Origin of the sequence: Avibacterium paragallinarum (assembly GCF_011765605.1) — a bacterium.
Classification (GTDB): Bacteria; Pseudomonadota; Gammaproteobacteria; order Enterobacterales; family Pasteurellaceae; genus Avibacterium; species Avibacterium paragallinarum.
In genome coordinates, this window is sequence record NZ_CP050316.1 from 1,910,203 (window position 1) to 1,927,584 (window position 17,382).

Annotated in this window: 14 protein-coding genes; 8 read left to right on the forward strand and 6 right to left on the reverse strand. The window is 44.6% G+C overall.

The window, feature by feature from the left end; genetic code table 11:
• The first annotated feature begins 17 nt into the window (after nucleotides 1–17).
• The 8 genes from napA to HBL79_RS09275 all read left to right on the forward strand — a co-directional run bounded on the left by napA (nucleotide 18) and on the right by HBL79_RS09275 (nucleotide 10,607).
• Nucleotides 18–2,501 (forward strand): nitrate reductase catalytic subunit NapA, encoded by a 2,484-nt coding sequence (napA, locus tag HBL79_RS09240; protein ID WP_035686071.1) that lies wholly within the window; start codon nucleotides 18–20, stop codon nucleotides 2,499–2,501.
• 67 nt (nucleotides 2,502–2,568) lie between these two features.
• A complete protein-coding gene (gene napG, locus HBL79_RS09245) occupies nucleotides 2,569–3,330 on the forward strand; it encodes a ferredoxin-type protein NapG (protein ID WP_035686074.1) in 762 nt (253 codons plus the stop codon).
• Nucleotides 3,331–4,194 carry a quinol dehydrogenase ferredoxin subunit NapH gene (gene napH / locus HBL79_RS09250; protein ID WP_035686077.1) on the forward strand — a complete coding sequence of 288 codons (864 nt, stop codon included), beginning with the start codon at nucleotides 3,331–3,333 and terminating at the stop codon, nucleotides 4,192–4,194.
• Between the two features lies 1 nt (nucleotide 4,195).
• Nucleotides 4,196–4,624: a nitrate reductase cytochrome c-type subunit gene (locus HBL79_RS09255; protein ID WP_035686080.1), complete on the forward strand. Its 429-nt coding sequence runs from the start codon at nucleotides 4,196–4,198 to the stop codon at nucleotides 4,622–4,624.
• 7 nt (nucleotides 4,625–4,631) lie between these two features.
• The gene (locus HBL79_RS09260; protein WP_035686083.1) at nucleotides 4,632–5,231 is read left to right on the forward strand and encodes a cytochrome c3 family protein; all 600 of its coding nucleotides are present in this window, start codon (nucleotides 4,632–4,634) and stop codon (nucleotides 5,229–5,231) included.
• 275 nt (nucleotides 5,232–5,506) lie between these two features.
• Nucleotides 5,507–7,636 carry a polyribonucleotide nucleotidyltransferase gene (gene pnp, locus HBL79_RS09265; RefSeq protein WP_046097224.1) on the forward strand — a complete coding sequence of 710 codons (2,130 nt, stop codon included), beginning with the start codon at nucleotides 5,507–5,509 and terminating at the stop codon, nucleotides 7,634–7,636.
• Between the two features lie 103 nt (nucleotides 7,637–7,739).
• Nucleotides 7,740–8,672: a lipoprotein NlpI gene (nlpI, locus tag HBL79_RS09270; protein ID WP_051128078.1), complete on the forward strand. Its 933-nt coding sequence runs from the start codon at nucleotides 7,740–7,742 to the stop codon at nucleotides 8,670–8,672.
• A 138-nt stretch (nucleotides 8,673–8,810) separates the two neighbouring features.
• Nucleotides 8,811–10,607, forward strand: coding sequence for a DEAD/DEAH box helicase (locus HBL79_RS09275; RefSeq protein WP_046097225.1), 1,797 nt, complete (start codon nucleotides 8,811–8,813; stop codon nucleotides 10,605–10,607).
• Between the two features lie 143 nt (nucleotides 10,608–10,750).
• On the opposite strand, the gene slyD is transcribed toward HBL79_RS09275, so the two are convergent.
• From slyD to fmt, 6 genes are all read right to left on the reverse strand, one after another.
• Entirely contained in the window at nucleotides 10,751–11,362 is a 612-nt protein-coding gene (gene slyD / locus HBL79_RS09280) for a peptidylprolyl isomerase (RefSeq protein ID WP_035686089.1), read from the reverse strand.
• A 62-nt stretch (nucleotides 11,363–11,424) separates the two neighbouring features.
• Nucleotides 11,425–12,123 (reverse strand): SIMPL domain-containing protein, encoded by a 699-nt coding sequence (locus tag HBL79_RS09285; RefSeq protein WP_035686092.1) that lies wholly within the window; start codon nucleotides 12,121–12,123, stop codon nucleotides 11,425–11,427.
• A gap of 245 nt (nucleotides 12,124–12,368) precedes the next feature.
• Complete coding sequence (gene rraB, locus HBL79_RS09290; protein WP_035686095.1) at nucleotides 12,369–12,779, reverse strand: ribonuclease E inhibitor RraB; 411 nt, start codon at nucleotides 12,777–12,779, stop codon at nucleotides 12,369–12,371.
• 134 nt (nucleotides 12,780–12,913) lie between these two features.
• Entirely contained in the window at nucleotides 12,914–14,290 is a 1,377-nt protein-coding gene (trkA, locus tag HBL79_RS09295; protein ID WP_035686097.1) for a Trk system potassium transporter TrkA, read from the reverse strand.
• A gap of 612 nt (nucleotides 14,291–14,902) precedes the next feature.
• Nucleotides 14,903–16,288: a 16S rRNA (cytosine(967)-C(5))-methyltransferase RsmB gene (gene rsmB, locus HBL79_RS09300; protein ID WP_035686098.1), complete on the reverse strand. Its 1,386-nt coding sequence runs from the start codon at nucleotides 16,286–16,288 to the stop codon at nucleotides 14,903–14,905.
• A 12-nt stretch (nucleotides 16,289–16,300) separates the two neighbouring features.
• Nucleotides 16,301–17,260 carry a methionyl-tRNA formyltransferase gene (fmt, locus tag HBL79_RS09305; protein WP_035686100.1) on the reverse strand — a complete coding sequence of 320 codons (960 nt, stop codon included), beginning with the start codon at nucleotides 17,258–17,260 and terminating at the stop codon, nucleotides 16,301–16,303.
• Nucleotides 17,261–17,382: the final 122 nt, after the last annotated feature.

A 17,382-nucleotide genomic window follows, 5' to 3' on the forward strand; every position in this document is an offset into this window, starting at 1 on the left:
CTCGTGGGGGAAATAAGATGAGTTTAAGTCGCCGAGACTTTATGAAAGCCAATGCCGCAATGGCTGCGGCAACGGTGGCTGGATTAACTATTCCAGTCAAAAATGTAGAAGCCGCACAGGATACCAGTATCAAATGGGATAAAGGCGTTTGCCGTTTCTGTGGTACAGGTTGCGGGGTGTTAATTGGTACGCAAAATGGGCGTGTGGTGGCATCGCAAGGCGATCCAGACGCGGAAGTAAACCGTGGGTTGAACTGCATTAAAGGCTACTTCTTGCCAAAAATTATGTACGGGCAAGACCGTTTGACGCACCCAATGTTGCGTATGAAAGACGGTAAATACGATAAAAACGGTGATTTCACGCCTGTTACTTGGGATACCGCCTTCAAAACAATGAAAGAAAAATTCTTGGCAGCGATGAAAGAACGCGGGCCAAATGGTATTGGTATGTTCACTTCTGGGCAAAGCACCATTTTTGAAGGTTATGCCAAGGCGAAGCTTTGGAAAGCGGGTTTCCGTTCTAACAATATCGATCCAAATGCACGTCATTGTATGGCCTCTGCAGCGGTAGCGTTCTTGCGTACCTTTGGGATCGATGAACCAATGGGCTGTTATAACGATATAGAAGAAGCGGAAGCCTTTGTATTATGGGGATCAAATATGGCGGAAATGCACCCAATTTTGTGGTCGCGTATTTCTGACCGCCGTTTGTCTAACCCTGATGTAAAAGTTGCCGTACTCTCTACTTTTGAAAACCGCAGTTTTGAACTGGCTGATAATGGAATGATTTTCACCCCGCAAGCCGACTTGGTGATTCTCAACTACATCATCAATTACCTGATTCAAAATGATGCCATCAACTGGGATTTTGTTAATAAACATACCAAATTTAAACGTGGTGAAACGGATATTGGCTACGGATTGCGAGATAATGATCCACGTCAGCAAGCAGCGAAAAACGCCAACAGCGGTAAAATGTACGACAGTAACTTTGAAGAACTCAAAGCACTTGTGTCTGAATATACCCTTGATAAAGCCCACGAAATGTCAGGCGTGCCGAAAGATCAATTAGAAAGCTTGGCGAAACTTTATGCTGATCCAAACCGTAAAGTCGTGTCATTCTGGACAATGGGCTTTAACCAACACACCCGTGGCGTGTGGGCAAACCACTTGATTTATAACATTCACTTATTAACGGGTAAAATTTCTATCCCTGGTTGTGGCCCATTCTCTTTAACAGGTCAGCCATCTGCTTGTGGTACAGCGCGTGAAGTAGGAACATTTATCCACCGTTTACCTGCTGATATGGTGGTAACTAAGCCAGAACATCGTGCCATTGCAGAAAAAACCTGGAAAATCCCAGCCGGCACAATCACCGATAAATTAGGCTATCACGCCGTAGCACAAAGCCGTGCGTTAAAAGACGGCAAAATGCGTGTGCTATGGCAAATGTGTACCAACAATATGCAAGCAGGCCCAAATATCAACCAAGAAACCTTCCCTGGTTGGCGTAATCCTGAAAACTTCATTGTGGTTTCCGATCCTTACCCAACCACCTCAGCCTTAGCGGCGGATTTAATGCTGCCAACCGCAATGTGGGTAGAAAAAGAAGGGGCATATGGTAACGCAGAACGCCGTACTCAAGTGTGGAAACAGCAAGTTAAAGCACCGGGCGAAGCGAAATCCGACTTATGGCAACTGGTTGAGTTTTCTAAATATTTCACCACTGATGAAGTATGGCCAGCAGAACTTTTAGATGCGAACCCAGAATTTAAAGGCAAAACTCTCTATGAAGTGCTTTATCGCAACGGGCAAGTGGATAAATTCTCCAACGAGGAATTAGATAACCGTCTCAACGATGAAGCCTATGATTTCGGCTTCTACATTCAAAAAGGCTTGTTTGAAGAATATGCCTCATTCGGACGCGGCCACGGCCACGATCTCGCCCCTTATGATATGTACCACAAAGCCCGTGGGTTGCGTTGGCCAGTGGTTGAGGGCAAAGAAACCTTATGGCGTTACCGTGCGGGCTATGACCCTTATGTGAAAGCCACTGAGGGCGTGGAATTCTACGGACAGCCAGACAAACGTGCCGTAATCTTAGCCGTGCCTTATGAGCCACCTGCGGAAGTGCCTGATGCGGAATACGATTTATGGCTCTCCACAGGTCGCGTACTGGAGCATTGGCACACAGGCACAATGACCCGCCGTGTACCTGAGCTACATCGTTCATTCCCGAATAATGTGGTTTGGATGCACCCAAATGACGCGAAAAAACGCGGGCTACGCCACGGCGATAAAATCAAAGTGTCTTCACGCCGCGGGGAGATTATTTCCTATGTAGATACGCGTGGACGTAATAAATGTCCTGAAGGTTTAGTTTTCACCACCTTCTTTGATGCAGGTCAGTTGGTAAATAAATTAACCTTAGATGCCACTGACCCAATTTCAAAAGAAACGGACTTCAAAAAATGTGCCGTTAAAGTGGAAAAAGTCGCTTAAAAACGCACCGCACTTTGATCTCCCATTGAGAATCACCCATTGAGTAAAAGTGCGGTACAAAAAAAGAATGAAAAAATTAACCCAAACACCAGAACGTCGCAAATTTTTTAAGGACGCTGCACGCACCGCAGGGGGCTTGGCAGGGCTGGGGATTTTACTCGGGCTTCAGCAAGAACAAAGTTTGGCACGCCAAGGCGTGGCATTACGTCCACCCTTTGCGATTGCTGATGAGCAAAAATTTGCCGCTGCTTGCATTCGTTGCGGGCAGTGCGTTCAGGCTTGCCCTTACGAAATGCTGCATTTGGCTTCACTGCTTTCACCAATGGAAGCTGGCACGCCCTACTTTATCGCACGGGAAAAACCTTGCGAAATGTGCGAGGACATTCCTTGTGCAAAAGCTTGTCCAACGGGGGCATTGGATTCAACGCAAAACGATATTAATGATTCCCGAATGGGCTTATCGGTACTGTTAGATCACGAAACTTGCCTCAACTGGCAAGGGCTACGTTGCGATGTGTGCTATCGAGTTTGCCCGCTCATTGACAAAGCGATCACCCTCGAAATGCAACGGAATGACCGCACAGGCAAACACGCCTTGTTCATTCCAACGGTGCATTCGGACGCTTGCACGGGCTGCGGTAAATGCGAGGAAGCCTGCGTATTGGACGAAGCGGCGATCAAAGTGTTGCCTCTCTCTCTTGCGAAAGGAATGTTGGGTAAACATTACCGCTTGGGTTGGGAAGAAAAGGCGAAGGCAGGGCATTCGCTTGTGCCAGATGTTATCAGCCTGCCAACTCGCCAGCCAACAGAGAAACCTGAGGGGCGTTAAATGGCAAATTCTCCAAAATATGCGGGCAGAGAAGCAAGGGAAAAACTGGGCTGGTGGCGTGCCAATCGCTTTTTATTTTGGCGACGCTTCACCCAACTGAGTATTTTGGCAATGTTTCTCAGTGGCCCTTGGTTAGGTGTATGGATTTTGCGTGGAAATTACAGCGGCAGCCTCTTTTTGGATCTCATTCCAATGAGCGATCCGCTGATCACCGCAGAAAGCCTTGCAACGGGTCATTTGCCTAATTTCACCACCCTATTGGGAGCAGGAATTGTGATTGCCCTGTATGCCACCTTAGGCAGCAAAGTGTTTTGCGGTTGGGTTTGCCCGTTAAATCTGGTTACAGATTGTGCTGCTTGGCTAAGACGCAAATTAGGCATTCGCCAAAATGCTAAGCTTCCAAGAGGTTTGCGTTATGGCATTTTGCTGATGATTTTGCTCGGCAGTGCAGTGAGTGGCGTAATGTTGTGGGAATGGATCAACCCCGTTGCAGCCTTTGGACGTGCCTTAATTTATGGCTTCGGTGCAACCACTTGGTTAATTTTAGCTGTATTTTTATTTGATTTATTTATCGTAGAACACGGTTGGTGCGGGCATTTATGCCCAATCGGTGCAACTTATGGCGTAATCGGGGCGAAAAGCCTGATTCGCGTCAAAGTGATCGAGCGAAGCCGCTGCGATAATTGTATGGATTGCTACAATATTTGCCCAGAACCGCAGGTATTACGTAGTCCCTTACACGGAAAAAAAGAGGAAGGCTTACTCGTGCTTTCCAAAGATTGTATCAGTTGCGGACGTTGCATTGATGTCTGTGCTGAAAATGTATTCACTTTTACCACAAGATTTAATCATTCGGGGGAATAAAATGATTAAAAAAACATCATTAATTTTGACCGCACTTTTTGCCACCAGCGTGATGGCAGCGGATAACATTGACAACTATCTGCAAGGCGCGCCAGAAGACGTGAAACCCGCTTTTCACAACGTGCCAAAACAAAGTGAGTTACCACCGCTTAACTATGTGAATCAACCACCAACGATTCCACATAGCGTAAAAAATTATCAAATCACCAAAAATGTGAACCAATGCTTGAATTGCCACAGCGTTGAGGCTTCTCGCATCACTGGTGCAACACGCATTAGCCCAACCCACTTTATGGATCGTAACGGAAACTTTGTCGGCGGCGAAACCGCTCCTCGCCGTTATTTCTGCTTACAGTGCCACGTTTCACAATCTGACGTTGAACCGATTGTGCCAAATGAATTTAAACCAATGAAAGGCTACGGAGAATAATACTGCGATGATCAAATTAATTAAAAAATTTTGGCATTGGTTTCGTTCACCAAGTCGTATTGCTGTCGGCGTGCTAATCACCCTTTCTTTCATTGCTGGGATTATTTTCTGGGGCGGCTTTAACACTGCGCTAGAACACACCAATACGGAAGAGTTTTGTTCTAGCTGCCATATGAACGATGTGGTGCCTGAATATCGTCAATCTGTGCATTATGTGAACCGTACTGGGGTGAAAGCCATTTGTGCGGATTGCCATTTGCCACACGAATTTATTCCTAAGTGGGTGCGTAAAATTAAAGCAGCAACAGAAGTTTATGCACATATTACAGGTAAAGTGGATACCAAAGAAAAATTTGAAGCAGCACGTTTAGAAATGGCAGAGCGTGAATGGGCAAGAATGAAAGCCAATAATTCACAAGAATGCCGTAACTGCCATAATTTTGATGCAATGGATTTCACCTTGCAAAAAAGCGTAGCAGAAAAAATGCACACAATGGCCATTAAAGACGGCAAAACCTGTATTGATTGCCATAAAGGGATCGCTCACCACTTGCCAAATATGAAAGACGTGAAATCTGGCTTTTTACCACCAGAAAAAGCAGAATAATTAGGTAAGGTGAATAAACCTAAAATCAACGCATTTAGCGGTATCAATAAAACCAAAAGCCCTGTATAATAGCGGGGCTTTTCTTTTCCCGTTGGCGTGCGGCTATCAAAAATACTCTTACGCAACCCGACAAAGTGCGGTGCTTTTTGAGAGAATTTTTGCTAGTCGCAATTGGGAAAACAACGTGAAATCAAACAGTTAATCTGTTATTTACCTAAAAGCATTGAGTGCGGAATGTTCCGCAAATTATTCCATTTTATTAAAAGGAAAATATTGTGAATCCAATTGTTAAACAATTTAAATATGGTCAGCACATGGTAACCTTAGAAACCGGTGCAATCGCCCGTCAAGCCACAGCGGCAGTTATGGCGAGTATGGACGACACTAGCGTGTTCGTAACTGTGGTAGCGAAAAAAGACGTTAAAGAAGGGCAAGATTTCTTCCCATTAACCGTAAACTATCAAGAGCGTACTTATGCCGCAGGGCGTATCCCAGGCGGGTTCTTCAAGCGTGAAGGTCGTCCTTCTGAGGGCGAAACCTTAATCGCTCGTCTTATCGACCGTCCAATCCGTCCGCTTTTCCCAGAAGGCTTTTTCAACGAAATTCAAATCGTGGCAACTGTGGTTTCGGTAAACCCACAAATTAGCCCAGATTTAGTGGCGATGATCGGTGCTTCAGCCGCACTTACCCTTTCTGGCGTGCCATTTAATGGCCCGATCGGCGCAGCACGCGTTGGTTTTATCGATGGTCAATTCGTATTAAATCCAACGATGAACGAGCAAAAACAAAGCCGTTTAGATTTAGTGGTAGCGGGGACAGATAAAGCCGTATTGATGGTGGAATCAGAAGCAGATATTCTCACCGAAGAACAAATGCTTGCCGCAGTGGTGTTTGGTCATCAGCAACAACAAGTGGTGATTGAAGCCATTAAAGAATTTGCCCAAGAAGCAGGAAAACCGCGTTGGGATTGGCAGCCACCAGCGTCGGATACTGCATTGATTGAGAAAGTGAAATCACTTGCTGAAAGCCGTTTAGGTGATGCTTATCGTATCACGGAAAAACAAGCTCGCTATGAACAAATTGATGCGATTAAAGCAGACGTAGTAGGCCAATTAACCACTGAAGATGAAACCCTTAGCAAAGGAAAAATTGTCGATATTCTTACCGCACTTGAAAGTGAAATCGTGCGTTCACGCATTCTAAACGGTGAGCCGCGTATTGACGGCCGTACCGTAGATACCGTGCGTGCATTAGACATTTGCACAGGCGTATTGCCTCGCACACACGGCTCAGCTCTCTTTACCCGTGGCGAAACCCAAGCTTTAGCAGTGGCGACATTAGGGACAGAGCGTGATGCCCAAATTATTGATGAATTGACAGGCGAGAAAACCGATCACTTCTTATTCCACTACAACTTCCCGCCATATTCAGTGGGTGAAACGGGTATGATTGGCTCACCAAAACGCCGTGAAATTGGACACGGTCGCCTTGCTAAACGTGGGGTGGCTGCGGTAATGCCAAGCCTTTCTGAATTCCCTTATGTGGTGCGTGTGGTATCTGAAATCACCGAATCCAACGGTTCATCATCAATGGCTTCCGTTTGCGGTGCATCATTGGCATTAATGGACGCAGGCGTGCCAATTAAAGCGGCTGTTGCGGGGATCGCAATGGGCTTAGTAAAAGAAGATGAAAAATTTGTCGTGCTTTCTGACATCTTAGGTGATGAAGATCACTTAGGCGATATGGATTTCAAAGTAGCAGGAACACGTGAAGGGGTTACAGCACTGCAAATGGACATCAAAATTGAAGGGATTACCCCTGAAATTATGCAAATCGCCCTAAACCAAGCGAAAGGCGCGAGAATGCACATTCTTGGCGTGATGGAACAAGCTATTCCGCAGCCGCGTGCAGACATTTCTGATTTCGCACCGCGTATTCATACAATGAAAATCGATCCGAAGAAAATCAAAGATGTGATCGGTAAAGGTGGGGCGGTAATTCGTGCCTTAACGGAAGAAACTGGTACGTCCATTGATATTGATGATGACGGTACAGTGAAAATCGCGGCGGTAGATAACAATGCGGTGAAAGAGGTAATGGCTCGCATTGAAGACATTACTGCGGAAGTTGAAGCGGGTGCAATCTATCAAGGTAAAGTAACCCGTCTTGCGGATTTCGGTGCGTTCGTTTCTCTCGTTGGCAACAAAGAGGGCTTAGTGCATATTTCTCAAATTGCTGATGAGCGTGTTGAAAAAGTGAGCGACTACCTCAGCGTTGGCCAAGAAGTTACGGTAAAAGTGGTTGAAATCGATCGCCAAGGTCGTATCCGCTTAACAATGAAAGATATTGCTCCCAAACAAGATGCTATTGTCGTTGAAAGCGTAACAGTAAGTGAGCAAGAATAATTAGGCTAGCTCCCTGCTCAATGTTAGCAGGGAGTTTTATCTTACGAATCCGTGTGAAATAAGCATATCTTTTCGCACAAAAAGCAGATTTAAGGCAAATATAATGCAGCATAACCGGCAATGGAAATCCCTTTGGTGTTTATCAATGTGGCGTTTAATCTTGTTGCCATTGGCTTTTTTATTCAGCGGTTGCAGTGGCTCACAGCCCGCATTTATGGTGGATCATCAACTCGCCATCGCAGAGCAAACGCCCCATCTTCATTCTGAACAAGAAACGATGATCGCACGCATTAGCCAAATCTTACAAGTAGGACATCTTAACGAAAAAAAATTGACGAACAAGGAACGTGCGGCATTACACTTTGAACGTGGCATACTGTACGACAACCTTGGACTTTGGACATTAGCACGCTACGATTTTTTGCAAGCACTCGACGAATTGCAGCCAAGAGTAACCGCACTTTATAATTATTTGGGCGTATCTTTGCTGCTGAGCGAGGACTATGATAACGCGTTAGAGGCTTTTAACATCGCTTTGACATTAAATCCCAAAGACGCAAATAGCCTCTTTAATCGCGGCATTGATTTTTATTATATGGGACGCTACACCCTTGCCGAAAAGGATTTATCTGAGTTTTATCAAGTAGATACCTCTGATCCTTATCGAGTCTTGTGGCTTTACTTGAACGAATTAGAAATCAACCCAGAGAATGCAAAACAGCAGCTAAAACAACGTAGCCTTGCCCTTGCTGATGACAAATGGGGCAGCTATATTGTGCAATATTATTTAGGTCAATTATCGGTGGCAGAATTGCAGCAAAAGGGCATCACTTTTGCGAAGGAACACGCTATTCCCTATGCGGAAATTTTAACCGAAACCTACTTTTATCTAGCAAAACAACAACTCAATTTGGGTCAAAAAGAAAAAGCAGAAACCCTGTTTAAATTGACCATAGCGAATCAGGTGTATAACTTTGTTGAGTATCGTTTTGCCGTACTAGAGCTTGCAAAATTAAAGCAAGCGAAGGTGCAATAACGTAGAACTTGTTCTACATTTTGGTGTTGTAAAACAAACGATTTTCAACAATTTATCCGCAAAGTAGCTATTTAGCGACACCTATGCTTTGCTAACCTGAAAGTAATTGAGCTTTCTTTTTTATATTCGAGTATTTAAATGACTGAAACAAAAATCACTTTTAATGATTTAGGTTTACCTGAATTTATCCTTAATGCAGTAACAGATATGGGATTTGAATCCCCTTCACCAATCCAACAGGCTTGTATCCCTCACCTTTTAGCTGGGCAAGATGTGCTAGGAATGGCACAAACAGGAAGCGGAAAAACCGCCGCGTTCTCCCTTCCACTGTTGGCTCAAATCGAACCGCAGAAAAAAATGCCACAAATGCTCGTGATGGCACCGACCCGCGAGCTTGCTATTCAAGTGGCAGACGCCTGCGAGCAATTTATGAAATATGCCAAAGGCATTAACATCGTAACCCTTTACGGCGGGCAACGTTATGACATTCAACTCAGAGCCTTAAAACAAGGTGCACAAGTGGTTGTCGGCACACCGGGGCGTATCCTCGATCACCTAAGACGCAACACCCTTGATCTGTCAGAATTAAAATTTATCGTGCTTGATGAAGCTGATGAAATGTTACGAATGGGCTTTATTGATGATGTTGAAACCGTAATGGCAGCACTGCCAGAACAGCATCAAACCGCACTTTTCTCCGCCACAATGCCAGAACCAATCCGCCGCATTACAAAACGCTTTATGAATAATCCTCAAGAAGTGAAAATTCAATCAAGCCAAAAAAATGCCCCAGATATTACCCAAAGTTGCTGGTATGTGCGTGGTTTCCGCAAAAATGAAGCTCTCTTGCGTTTCCTTGAAGTGGAAGAATTTGATGCGGCAATCATCTTTGCTCGCACCAAAACTGCTACCCTTGATATTACCGAATTATTGGAAAAACACGGCTTCCGTGCCGCCGCACTCAATGGGGATATGACCCAACAACTGCGTGAACAAACCCTCGATCGCCTGCGTAATGGCAGCCTAGATATTTTAGTCGCCACTGATGTTGCCGCTCGTGGACTTGATGTGGAGCGTATCAGCCTTGTGGTGAATTACGATATTCCACTTGATGCCGAAAGTTATGTGCACCGTATTGGGCGTACAGGGCGTGCTGGGCGCGCAGGACGTGCGTTATTGTTTGTCGAACCTCGCGAAAATCGCCTACTGAAAAATATTGAACGTCTAATGAAAAAGCCGATTGATGAAGTAGAAATACCAAATCACGAAGCATTACAAGCTTGTCGTCGCAAAAATTTTGTGGCCAAAATTACAAAACAACTTGAGCATCACGATCTTGAACTGTACCGCAGCCTACTTGAAGATCTGTTTACCGCAGACCAAGATCAAGAAGACATCGCGGCAGCAATGTTAATGCTATTACAAGGCAAACAAAAATTGATTCTTCCTCCCGATCCTACCATTGACAAACGTGCAGGGCGTGAACGCAATCGCCGTGAAAACCCTCGCTCAGCAGAACGCCGTGGCTACGGCATCCCGCAACCAATGGATCTCTACCGCATTGAGGTAGGACGTTTAGACGGTGTGGAAGTGCGTCATATCGTTGGAGCAGTGGCAAACGAAGGGGACATTGACAGCCGTTATATCGGACATATCAAACTCTACGACAACTACTCCACCATCGAATTACCGCAAGGAATGCCTAAAGAACTCGTGGCACATTTCACCAAAACCCGCGTAATGAACAAACCAATGCAAATGTCATTACTTGGTGAAGCCAAAAACGAAGGCAGAGGCGGCGAAAAACGCTTTGCCGGCAAAACCAAAGGCCGCAACAACGACAGCCGCACAGGCGATCGAAAATTCAGAGAAAAAAAACACCGCACTTTTGATGACAGCGGCTTCAAACCACATTCAAAACGGAAAAAATATTAATCTATTTTAAATAAAAGGGGCAATAAGCCCCTTTTATCTTCTTTCCATACTAATCTCAAATTAATCCAATTCCCCCTTTTCACAAATTGAGTGAATCAGGGTGTGAATTAAAGTGCGGTGGTTTTTCAATGCAAATTTTTGAATTAGTGTTTGCAACCGCCGTTGCCACCACAACAGCCTTCGCCTTCGTGATGGTGGTGATCGTGGTCGTGATGATGGTGATGACTGCCACAACCACAGCCGTGTCCTTCTTCATCGCTATCACCGTGTCCGCCACAGCAACCGCTGCCCTCTTGGTGGATATGACCGTGTGCGATTTCCTCTAACGTTGCTTCGCGGGTTGCTACGACTTCCACATCAAATAATAATTCTTGACCTGCAAGCATATGGTTGCCGTCCACCACGACATCATTTTCGCCTACTTCGGTGATCACCACTGGTAAGGGACCAACGTCCGTATCGGCAATAAAACGCATTCCAGCTACAAGCTCATCAACGCCAACAAACACATCTTTTGGCACACGCTGTACGAGATTTTCGTTGTATTCACCATAGCCCTCTTCAGGTTTGACACGCACTTCAAATTTATCACCGACTGATTTGCCCTCTAAGGCTTTTTCCAAGCCAATCACTAAATTATTATGCCCTTGTAAATATTCTAAAGGCTGATTCGCTGGTGCTTCATCGACTAATACACCGTCTTCGGTACGAACTTGGTAAGCGATGCTCACCACGACATTTTTTGCAACTTTCATTGATAACCTCATTGGCTTGTTAAAAAATCGCCCCATTGTAACGGAAATGGGGCTGGCTGTCATTATTCCTGAATAAGCTGGATCTTAGCATTGATACTGGCCCGAACATTGGCTTTGCCTGTGCCAAGTTGCATTTGATCGCTCATCTCAGGGCTTGCCATTTTCGCCATTACTGCGTAAGGGCGAGCCACAAAGCGTCCGCTTTCCGCTGGCGTGCGAATGATAAGCTCGACAATTTTGTAGCCTTTGGCGTGCAAGGATTGCTGAATGAGTTGAGCTTTGCGTTCCACTTGAGCCAATGCCTGTTGCATCATTTCTTCTTCAAGCTGATTGATGGCAGTTGAAGACACTTGAGAATTAACGTACTCAATGGCTAAAATACCATTTAATTTGCTGATGACCTCAGACAAAGCTTCGACATTTTTACTTTGTAACACAAGTCGCCCACGGGCGATCCAGCCGTCTTGCTTGCCATCTTTATTATAACGCACTTGGGTGCTGCGGGAATCATCACGTAATTCCACGTCTGAGTAGCCTTTTAAAATGCTAAAGGCTTGATTAATTTTGCTATTTACCTCTTTATTAGCTAGTGCAAGATCTTTGTTTTCCGCCTGAATAAATAGGGTCGCCTGCAATAAATCGTGCGACACTTCTTTTTCGACTTCAACATCAAAGGCTATCTGATTATCTGCCGTTGTAGGAGTAGCTTGTGCAAACAGGGGCAGTGCCAAAAGTGCGAAGGTGAAATGTTTTAAACGCATAAAAAATCCTTATAAATGAGTGAATAGGTCTGCATAAACGAGGCAATCTCGTTTCGCAATATGCTGGCTTTATGACAACAAAAAGCCCAAAGCGTTGGTAAAATATAGCTAAATTGATTTCGCTTTCACGCAACCCCTTATCCAAGGACAATACAGAAAGACATTTAACTATAGAAACAAAAAACACCGCACTTAGGTGGTGTAACCAAAAGTGCGGTAGGATTTTTCAATGATTTTGACGAGGTTTATTCTTCCTCGTCAAAAAATTCGCCGTCTTCGCCGTATTCATCTTCATCGACATTAGGATCTTCAAAATAGGTTCCCCAGCCGTCATAGATGCCGTTAAATTTGGCAATCAATGGGAATAATTCTTTCTGTTGGGCATCAATTAATTCTGCCTTTAATTCAATTTCACTGATAGCATCAAAAGAAAATAAGGTTTTTCCGTCTTCATCTAGCCATTCTTCCGCATCAGACACTTCATAGCCTGCCTTAAATATATCAACGGCAATTTTTTCCAATTTATCAAAATCATAATGCGAAATATGGTGTTCAATAATATAAAGAGCAGCTGGATCACTGCCATCATTAAGTAGGTTGCGAATAATTTCACGCGTGATTGCCTGAGATTCTTCAACGTTAGGGATTGCTTCCATTAATGTTATCCTTTTAGGAAAAGTAAAATGACTACTTATTTTACTATGTTCCTGAAATTTAATCTTAAACAAATATTAATTTAACGTTATTTTCTATAACTTGTTTTATTAGAGTCAAAATATCGAAATCTAAATTAGATAAAAAATGCACTTGGTTGGAACAACTTTTCTACCTCTGGTAGATGTTTTTTATCGCTAATATAAACAACAATATGATCATTTGCTTTAATGACAACATTTTTTCTAGCAATAATAATTTCTTCATCGCGTAAGATAGCCCCAATTGTAACCGTTGGCGGTAATTTTATATCTGAGATTTTTCTCTCAATCACATTAGATGAATGGGATTCGCCGTGAACAATGATTTCTAATGCCTCTGCCTCCCCGTGCCGTAATGACACAACATCGCCAATATCACCTTTTCGGATATGCCCTAATAGTGCTGAAATAGTTGGTTGTTGCGGTGAAACCACAATATCGAGTGTTCCACCTTGCAATAAATTAATGTATGCCATACGCTGAATCAGCACCATCGCTTTTTTTGCTCCTAAGCGTTTTGCCAGCAATGCCGACATAATATTGGCTTCATCATCACTGGTTAAAGAGAGAAAAACATCAACGTTTTCAATGTGTTCTTCAAATAAAAGGGATTGATCCGAGGCATCACCGCAAAACACGAGGGTTTTCGACAACCGCTCTGCCAAGGCTGTGGCACGCTCAGGGTTACGCTCAATGAGTTTCACCGAACAGTGATCTTCCAAGCGTTTCGCCACCCCGCTACCAATGTTGCCACCGCCAATAATCATTATTCGTTTATAAGGCTTTTCAAGGCGTTGCAACTCGCTCATTATGGCTTTAATGTGAATAGTAGCACAGATAAACGTAACCTCATCGCCCGCTTCAATAATCGTCGAACCCTGTGGGCGGATAATTTTATCCTGTCGCAAAATAGACACCACACGGCAATCAATATGCGGTAAATGATCTTTCAGCACCGATAAAGCATAACCCACCAAAGGCCCACCATAATAGGCTTTGACTACCACAATGCTAATCAATCCGCCCGCAAAGTGTGAAACCTGTAACGCACCGGGGTAATCAATCAAGCGTACAATTTCATCGGTAACTAATTTCTCAGGGGAAATAATATGATCAATAGGGATCACATCGGGCTGAAATAATTTATTTTTTTCGCGTAAATAATCCGCACTGCGAATACGTGCGATTTTTGTCGGCACGTTAAACAGTGTATAAGCCACCTGACAAGCAATCATATTGGCTTCATCGGAATTGGTCACTGCCACCACCAAATCCGCGTCCGCAGCTCCCGCCTCACGCAATACTTTTGGCGAAGAAGCCGAACCATTCACCACCCGCAAATCGTGCTTATCCTGCAACGCAAGCAAACGCTCCGCCTCATTATCCACAAGGGTGATGTCGTTATCTTCACTCACCAAATTCGCTGCCAAGGTTGTGCCGACTTGACCCGCACCTAGAATGATAATTTTCATTGTTGTGATCTCTTAAATATAGGGTGTTAATTCGCCATTATATGAATAACATCTTTTTGGGTAAATATAACGGGTTTCGCCGTTGGTGATTTACTTTCTATTTATTCCCCCGCAGGGGCGTATCGCATACGCCTCTGTACTGAATTTTTACTTACAGAACCCCACACTTTTGTTCTGTCATTTTTGGATATTTGGGCTAATGACTTTTTTCTTTGGTAATTGTAACGGGTTTCGCCGTTGGCGACTTACTTTCTTTTGCTTACTCAAAAGAAAGTAAGCAAAGAAAAGCGTACCCCGACTAAATTGCTATTCCTCATTCCAATAAAATTTTTTTAACGAAAAGTAAGCCTGATGTTCGCTTCGCTCTCGCTCGGCGTTACTTTTCTAAAAATTTTATTTCCATTCGGGCAATTTACACGGGGATTAAGCAACATCTATATACCCCAGTCTCCTTGTTATAAACACGCTATATTGCAAATGATACCCCGTAGGGACGGAGCTATGTGTCCGCCCGATTTACAATGCAAAATATAGAGAGCGGTGGGATTTTTGGCTATTTTGGGGAAAACGCTTGAAAAAAACACCGCACTTTGATGAATTTTTGTTCTTCGCTTAATCCCGTTGTTTTCTTAACTTCGCATAATAAAAACCATCGCCGCCGTTTTGTTGAGGGAAAAATTGATGGCCTGCGTTTTCTTGTTGAGGGAATGGCAGGGGCATTAATTGTGCCTCGGGGTGTTGGTGTAAAAATTCGGCGATTTGTTGGCTGTTTTCCTCTGGCAAGAGTGAGCAAGTGGCATAAAGCAAGATGCCGTTAGGTTTTAGGCGTTGCCATAGGGCGTTTAAAATGGCTTTTTGCAATGCCACTAAGGGGGCGATGTCGCTTTCTTTGCGTAACCATTTTATATCAGGGTGGCGGCGGATTACACCCGTGGCTGAGCAAGGAGCATCAAGTAAAATGCGGTCAAATTGCACCGCACTTTGTTGTGTTAAATCAAGGTTTAAATAGTCGTGAATTTGGGCGAGCCATTGTTCTGGCTGGCTAGCATCACCGCAAATAACCAAAGCCTGTTGCCCCATTCGAGCCAAATTTTCTTCCACTCGTTTTAAGCGATGTTGTTCAACATCTAATGCCACCACGCGAGCTTGCGGGGCAAGCTCCAAAATGTGCGTGGTTTTCCCACCAGGGGCGGCACAAGCGTCTAAAATCACCTCATCATTTTGCGGTTCTAACAATAACGCTGCCCATTGGGCGTGCAGATCTTGCACGGTGATCGCCCCCGCATTGAAATGCGGTAATTGGGCGACATTACGGGGCTGCGTAAGTTGAATGGCTTGGGGGGAATCACCTGCCACCGCTTCAATATTTTCAGCTTGTAAAAGGGCTAAATAATCCGCCCGTTTGTGATATTGTGCGTTCACCCGCAACCACAGTGGCGGTTTTTGATTATTGGCATCAATGACTTCACGCCAATGAGGATAGGCTTTTTTCAGTTTATTCACCAGCCATTCAGGGTGGAGGGTTTGCCAATGTTTATCGACCTTTGCCAGAATTTGTTCTTGCTCACGCAAAAAACGGCGTAACACGCCATTCACCAAGCCTTTGAAATTGTCTAACTTGAGGTTTTGTGCCGCTTTCACCATTTCATCAACCACGGCGTGATCGGGCGTGCGTAAATAGAGCAACTGATACAATCCAACCAGCAGTAGGCAATGCACGAGGCGAGTTTTGCCTTTCAGCGGTTTATCCACTAATTGTTGAATGATTTGCTCCAAACGGGGCAACACACGACATACCCCAAAACAAATTTCTTGTAACAAAGGCAGATCTTGCGGTTTCACGGCAGGCGTTTTTTCCCCGAGCAAGGTGGAGAGGGATTGCCCTTTATCCAGCACTTGCCACAACATTTGGGCGGCTACCGCTCGTGAAGAAAGGGCTGTAGAAGAAAGTGCGGTGCTTTTTTTCACCACTTTTTTAGCGGGTTTTGCGTTTTTCATTCCACTCGTTCCTTAGCCTAATTGTTTGCCGATCGGAAACCAATCCGCACGCCCATTGAGTAAATCCTGTGCGGACATCGGCTTTTTGCCCGCTGGCTGTAATTGGGTGAGATTCAATACTCCCTCTGCAGTGGCGATTTGAATGCCTGTTTTATCTGTGCGTAAAATCGTGCCTGCGGGCTGAGGCTGATGAGGCAACACGTTGGCTTGATACACTTTTAAACTCTGTTCCTTGCCCTCGCTGTCGGTGGTAACAAAATAGCTGATCGGCCAAGGGTTGAAAGCTCGAATACAACGCTCAAGCTGTGCGGCTGGCAACTGCCAATCTAATTTGGCTTCTTGCTTGGATAATTTATCCGCATAATTTGCGAGGCTCTCCTCTTGTGGCTCAGGCGGAAATTTCCCCGCTTCTAAACCGTCTAACACCTCAATCAAAGCAGGTGGGGCAAGATTTTCCAATTTATGATAAAGGCTAAGCGAAGTTTCCTCTGGTGCAATCTCACAATACACTTTATGTAGCATATCCCCTGTGTCTAAGCCCTCATTCATTTGCATAATGGTTACGCCCGATTGCTTATCCCCCGCCCAAATGGCTCGCTGAATCGGAGCAGCACCACGCCAACGTGGCAAAATTGAACCATGTACATTCAAACAGCCCAATCTTGGGGCATCTAACACCGCTTTAGGTAAAATTAAACCATAGGCCACCACCACCATCACATCGGCATTCAAGGCGTGCAACGTTTGTTGTGCTTCCGCATTGCGTAAGGATTTCGGCTGATAAACGGGCAGATTATGCTGCTCAGCCAACTGCTTCACCGCACTGGCTTGCAATTTCTTGCCTCGCCCTGCGGGCTTGTCTGGTTGGGTATAAACAGCAATCACGTTATGTTTGGAATTAAGCAACGCCGCCAAATGCACCGCCGCAAATTCAGGCGTGCCAGCAAAAATAATATTTAGGGGGTTTGTCATTGCACATCTCTTAATTATGAAAAATCATTATTGGCGTTAAGTATAATGTATTTTTGCCTTAGGAGGAAAAGAAAGCGGGGAAAAGGAGAGTGAAAAATATGCACAGACACAATAAATCCAAA

What these genes read in the sequence shown, in the direction of transcription:
- fmt (WP_035686100.1), bottom strand. Translation starts at nt 17,260, where the DNA reads ATGACAAACCCCCTAAATATTATTTTTGCTGGCACGCCTGAATTTGCG.
- HBL79_RS09260 (WP_035686083.1), top strand. Translation starts at nt 4,632, where the DNA reads ATGATCAAATTAATTAAAAAATTTTGGCATTGGTTTCGTTCACCAAGT.
- slyD (WP_035686089.1), bottom strand. Translation starts at nt 11,362, where the DNA reads ATGAAAGTTGCAAAAAATGTCGTGGTGAGCATCGCTTACCAAGTTCGT.
- napA (WP_035686071.1), top strand. Translation starts at nt 18, where the DNA reads ATGAGTTTAAGTCGCCGAGACTTTATGAAAGCCAATGCCGCAATGGCT.
- trkA (WP_035686097.1), bottom strand. Translation starts at nt 14,290, where the DNA reads ATGAAAATTATCATTCTAGGTGCGGGTCAAGTCGGCACAACCTTGGCA.
- napH (WP_035686077.1), top strand. Translation starts at nt 3,331, where the DNA reads ATGGCAAATTCTCCAAAATATGCGGGCAGAGAAGCAAGGGAAAAACTG.
- rraB (WP_035686095.1), bottom strand. Translation starts at nt 12,779, where the DNA reads ATGGAAGCAATCCCTAACGTTGAAGAATCTCAGGCAATCACGCGTGAA.
- HBL79_RS09285 (WP_035686092.1), bottom strand. Translation starts at nt 12,123, where the DNA reads ATGCGTTTAAAACATTTCACCTTCGCACTTTTGGCACTGCCCCTGTTT.
- HBL79_RS09255 (WP_035686080.1), top strand. Translation starts at nt 4,196, where the DNA reads ATGATTAAAAAAACATCATTAATTTTGACCGCACTTTTTGCCACCAGC.
- rsmB (WP_035686098.1), bottom strand. Translation starts at nt 16,288, where the DNA reads ATGAAAAACGCAAAACCCGCTAAAAAAGTGGTGAAAAAAAGCACCGCA.
- napG (WP_035686074.1), top strand. Translation starts at nt 2,569, where the DNA reads ATGAAAAAATTAACCCAAACACCAGAACGTCGCAAATTTTTTAAGGAC.
- nlpI (WP_051128078.1), top strand. Translation starts at nt 7,740, where the DNA reads ATGCAGCATAACCGGCAATGGAAATCCCTTTGGTGTTTATCAATGTGG.
- HBL79_RS09275 (WP_046097225.1), top strand. Translation starts at nt 8,811, where the DNA reads ATGACTGAAACAAAAATCACTTTTAATGATTTAGGTTTACCTGAATTT.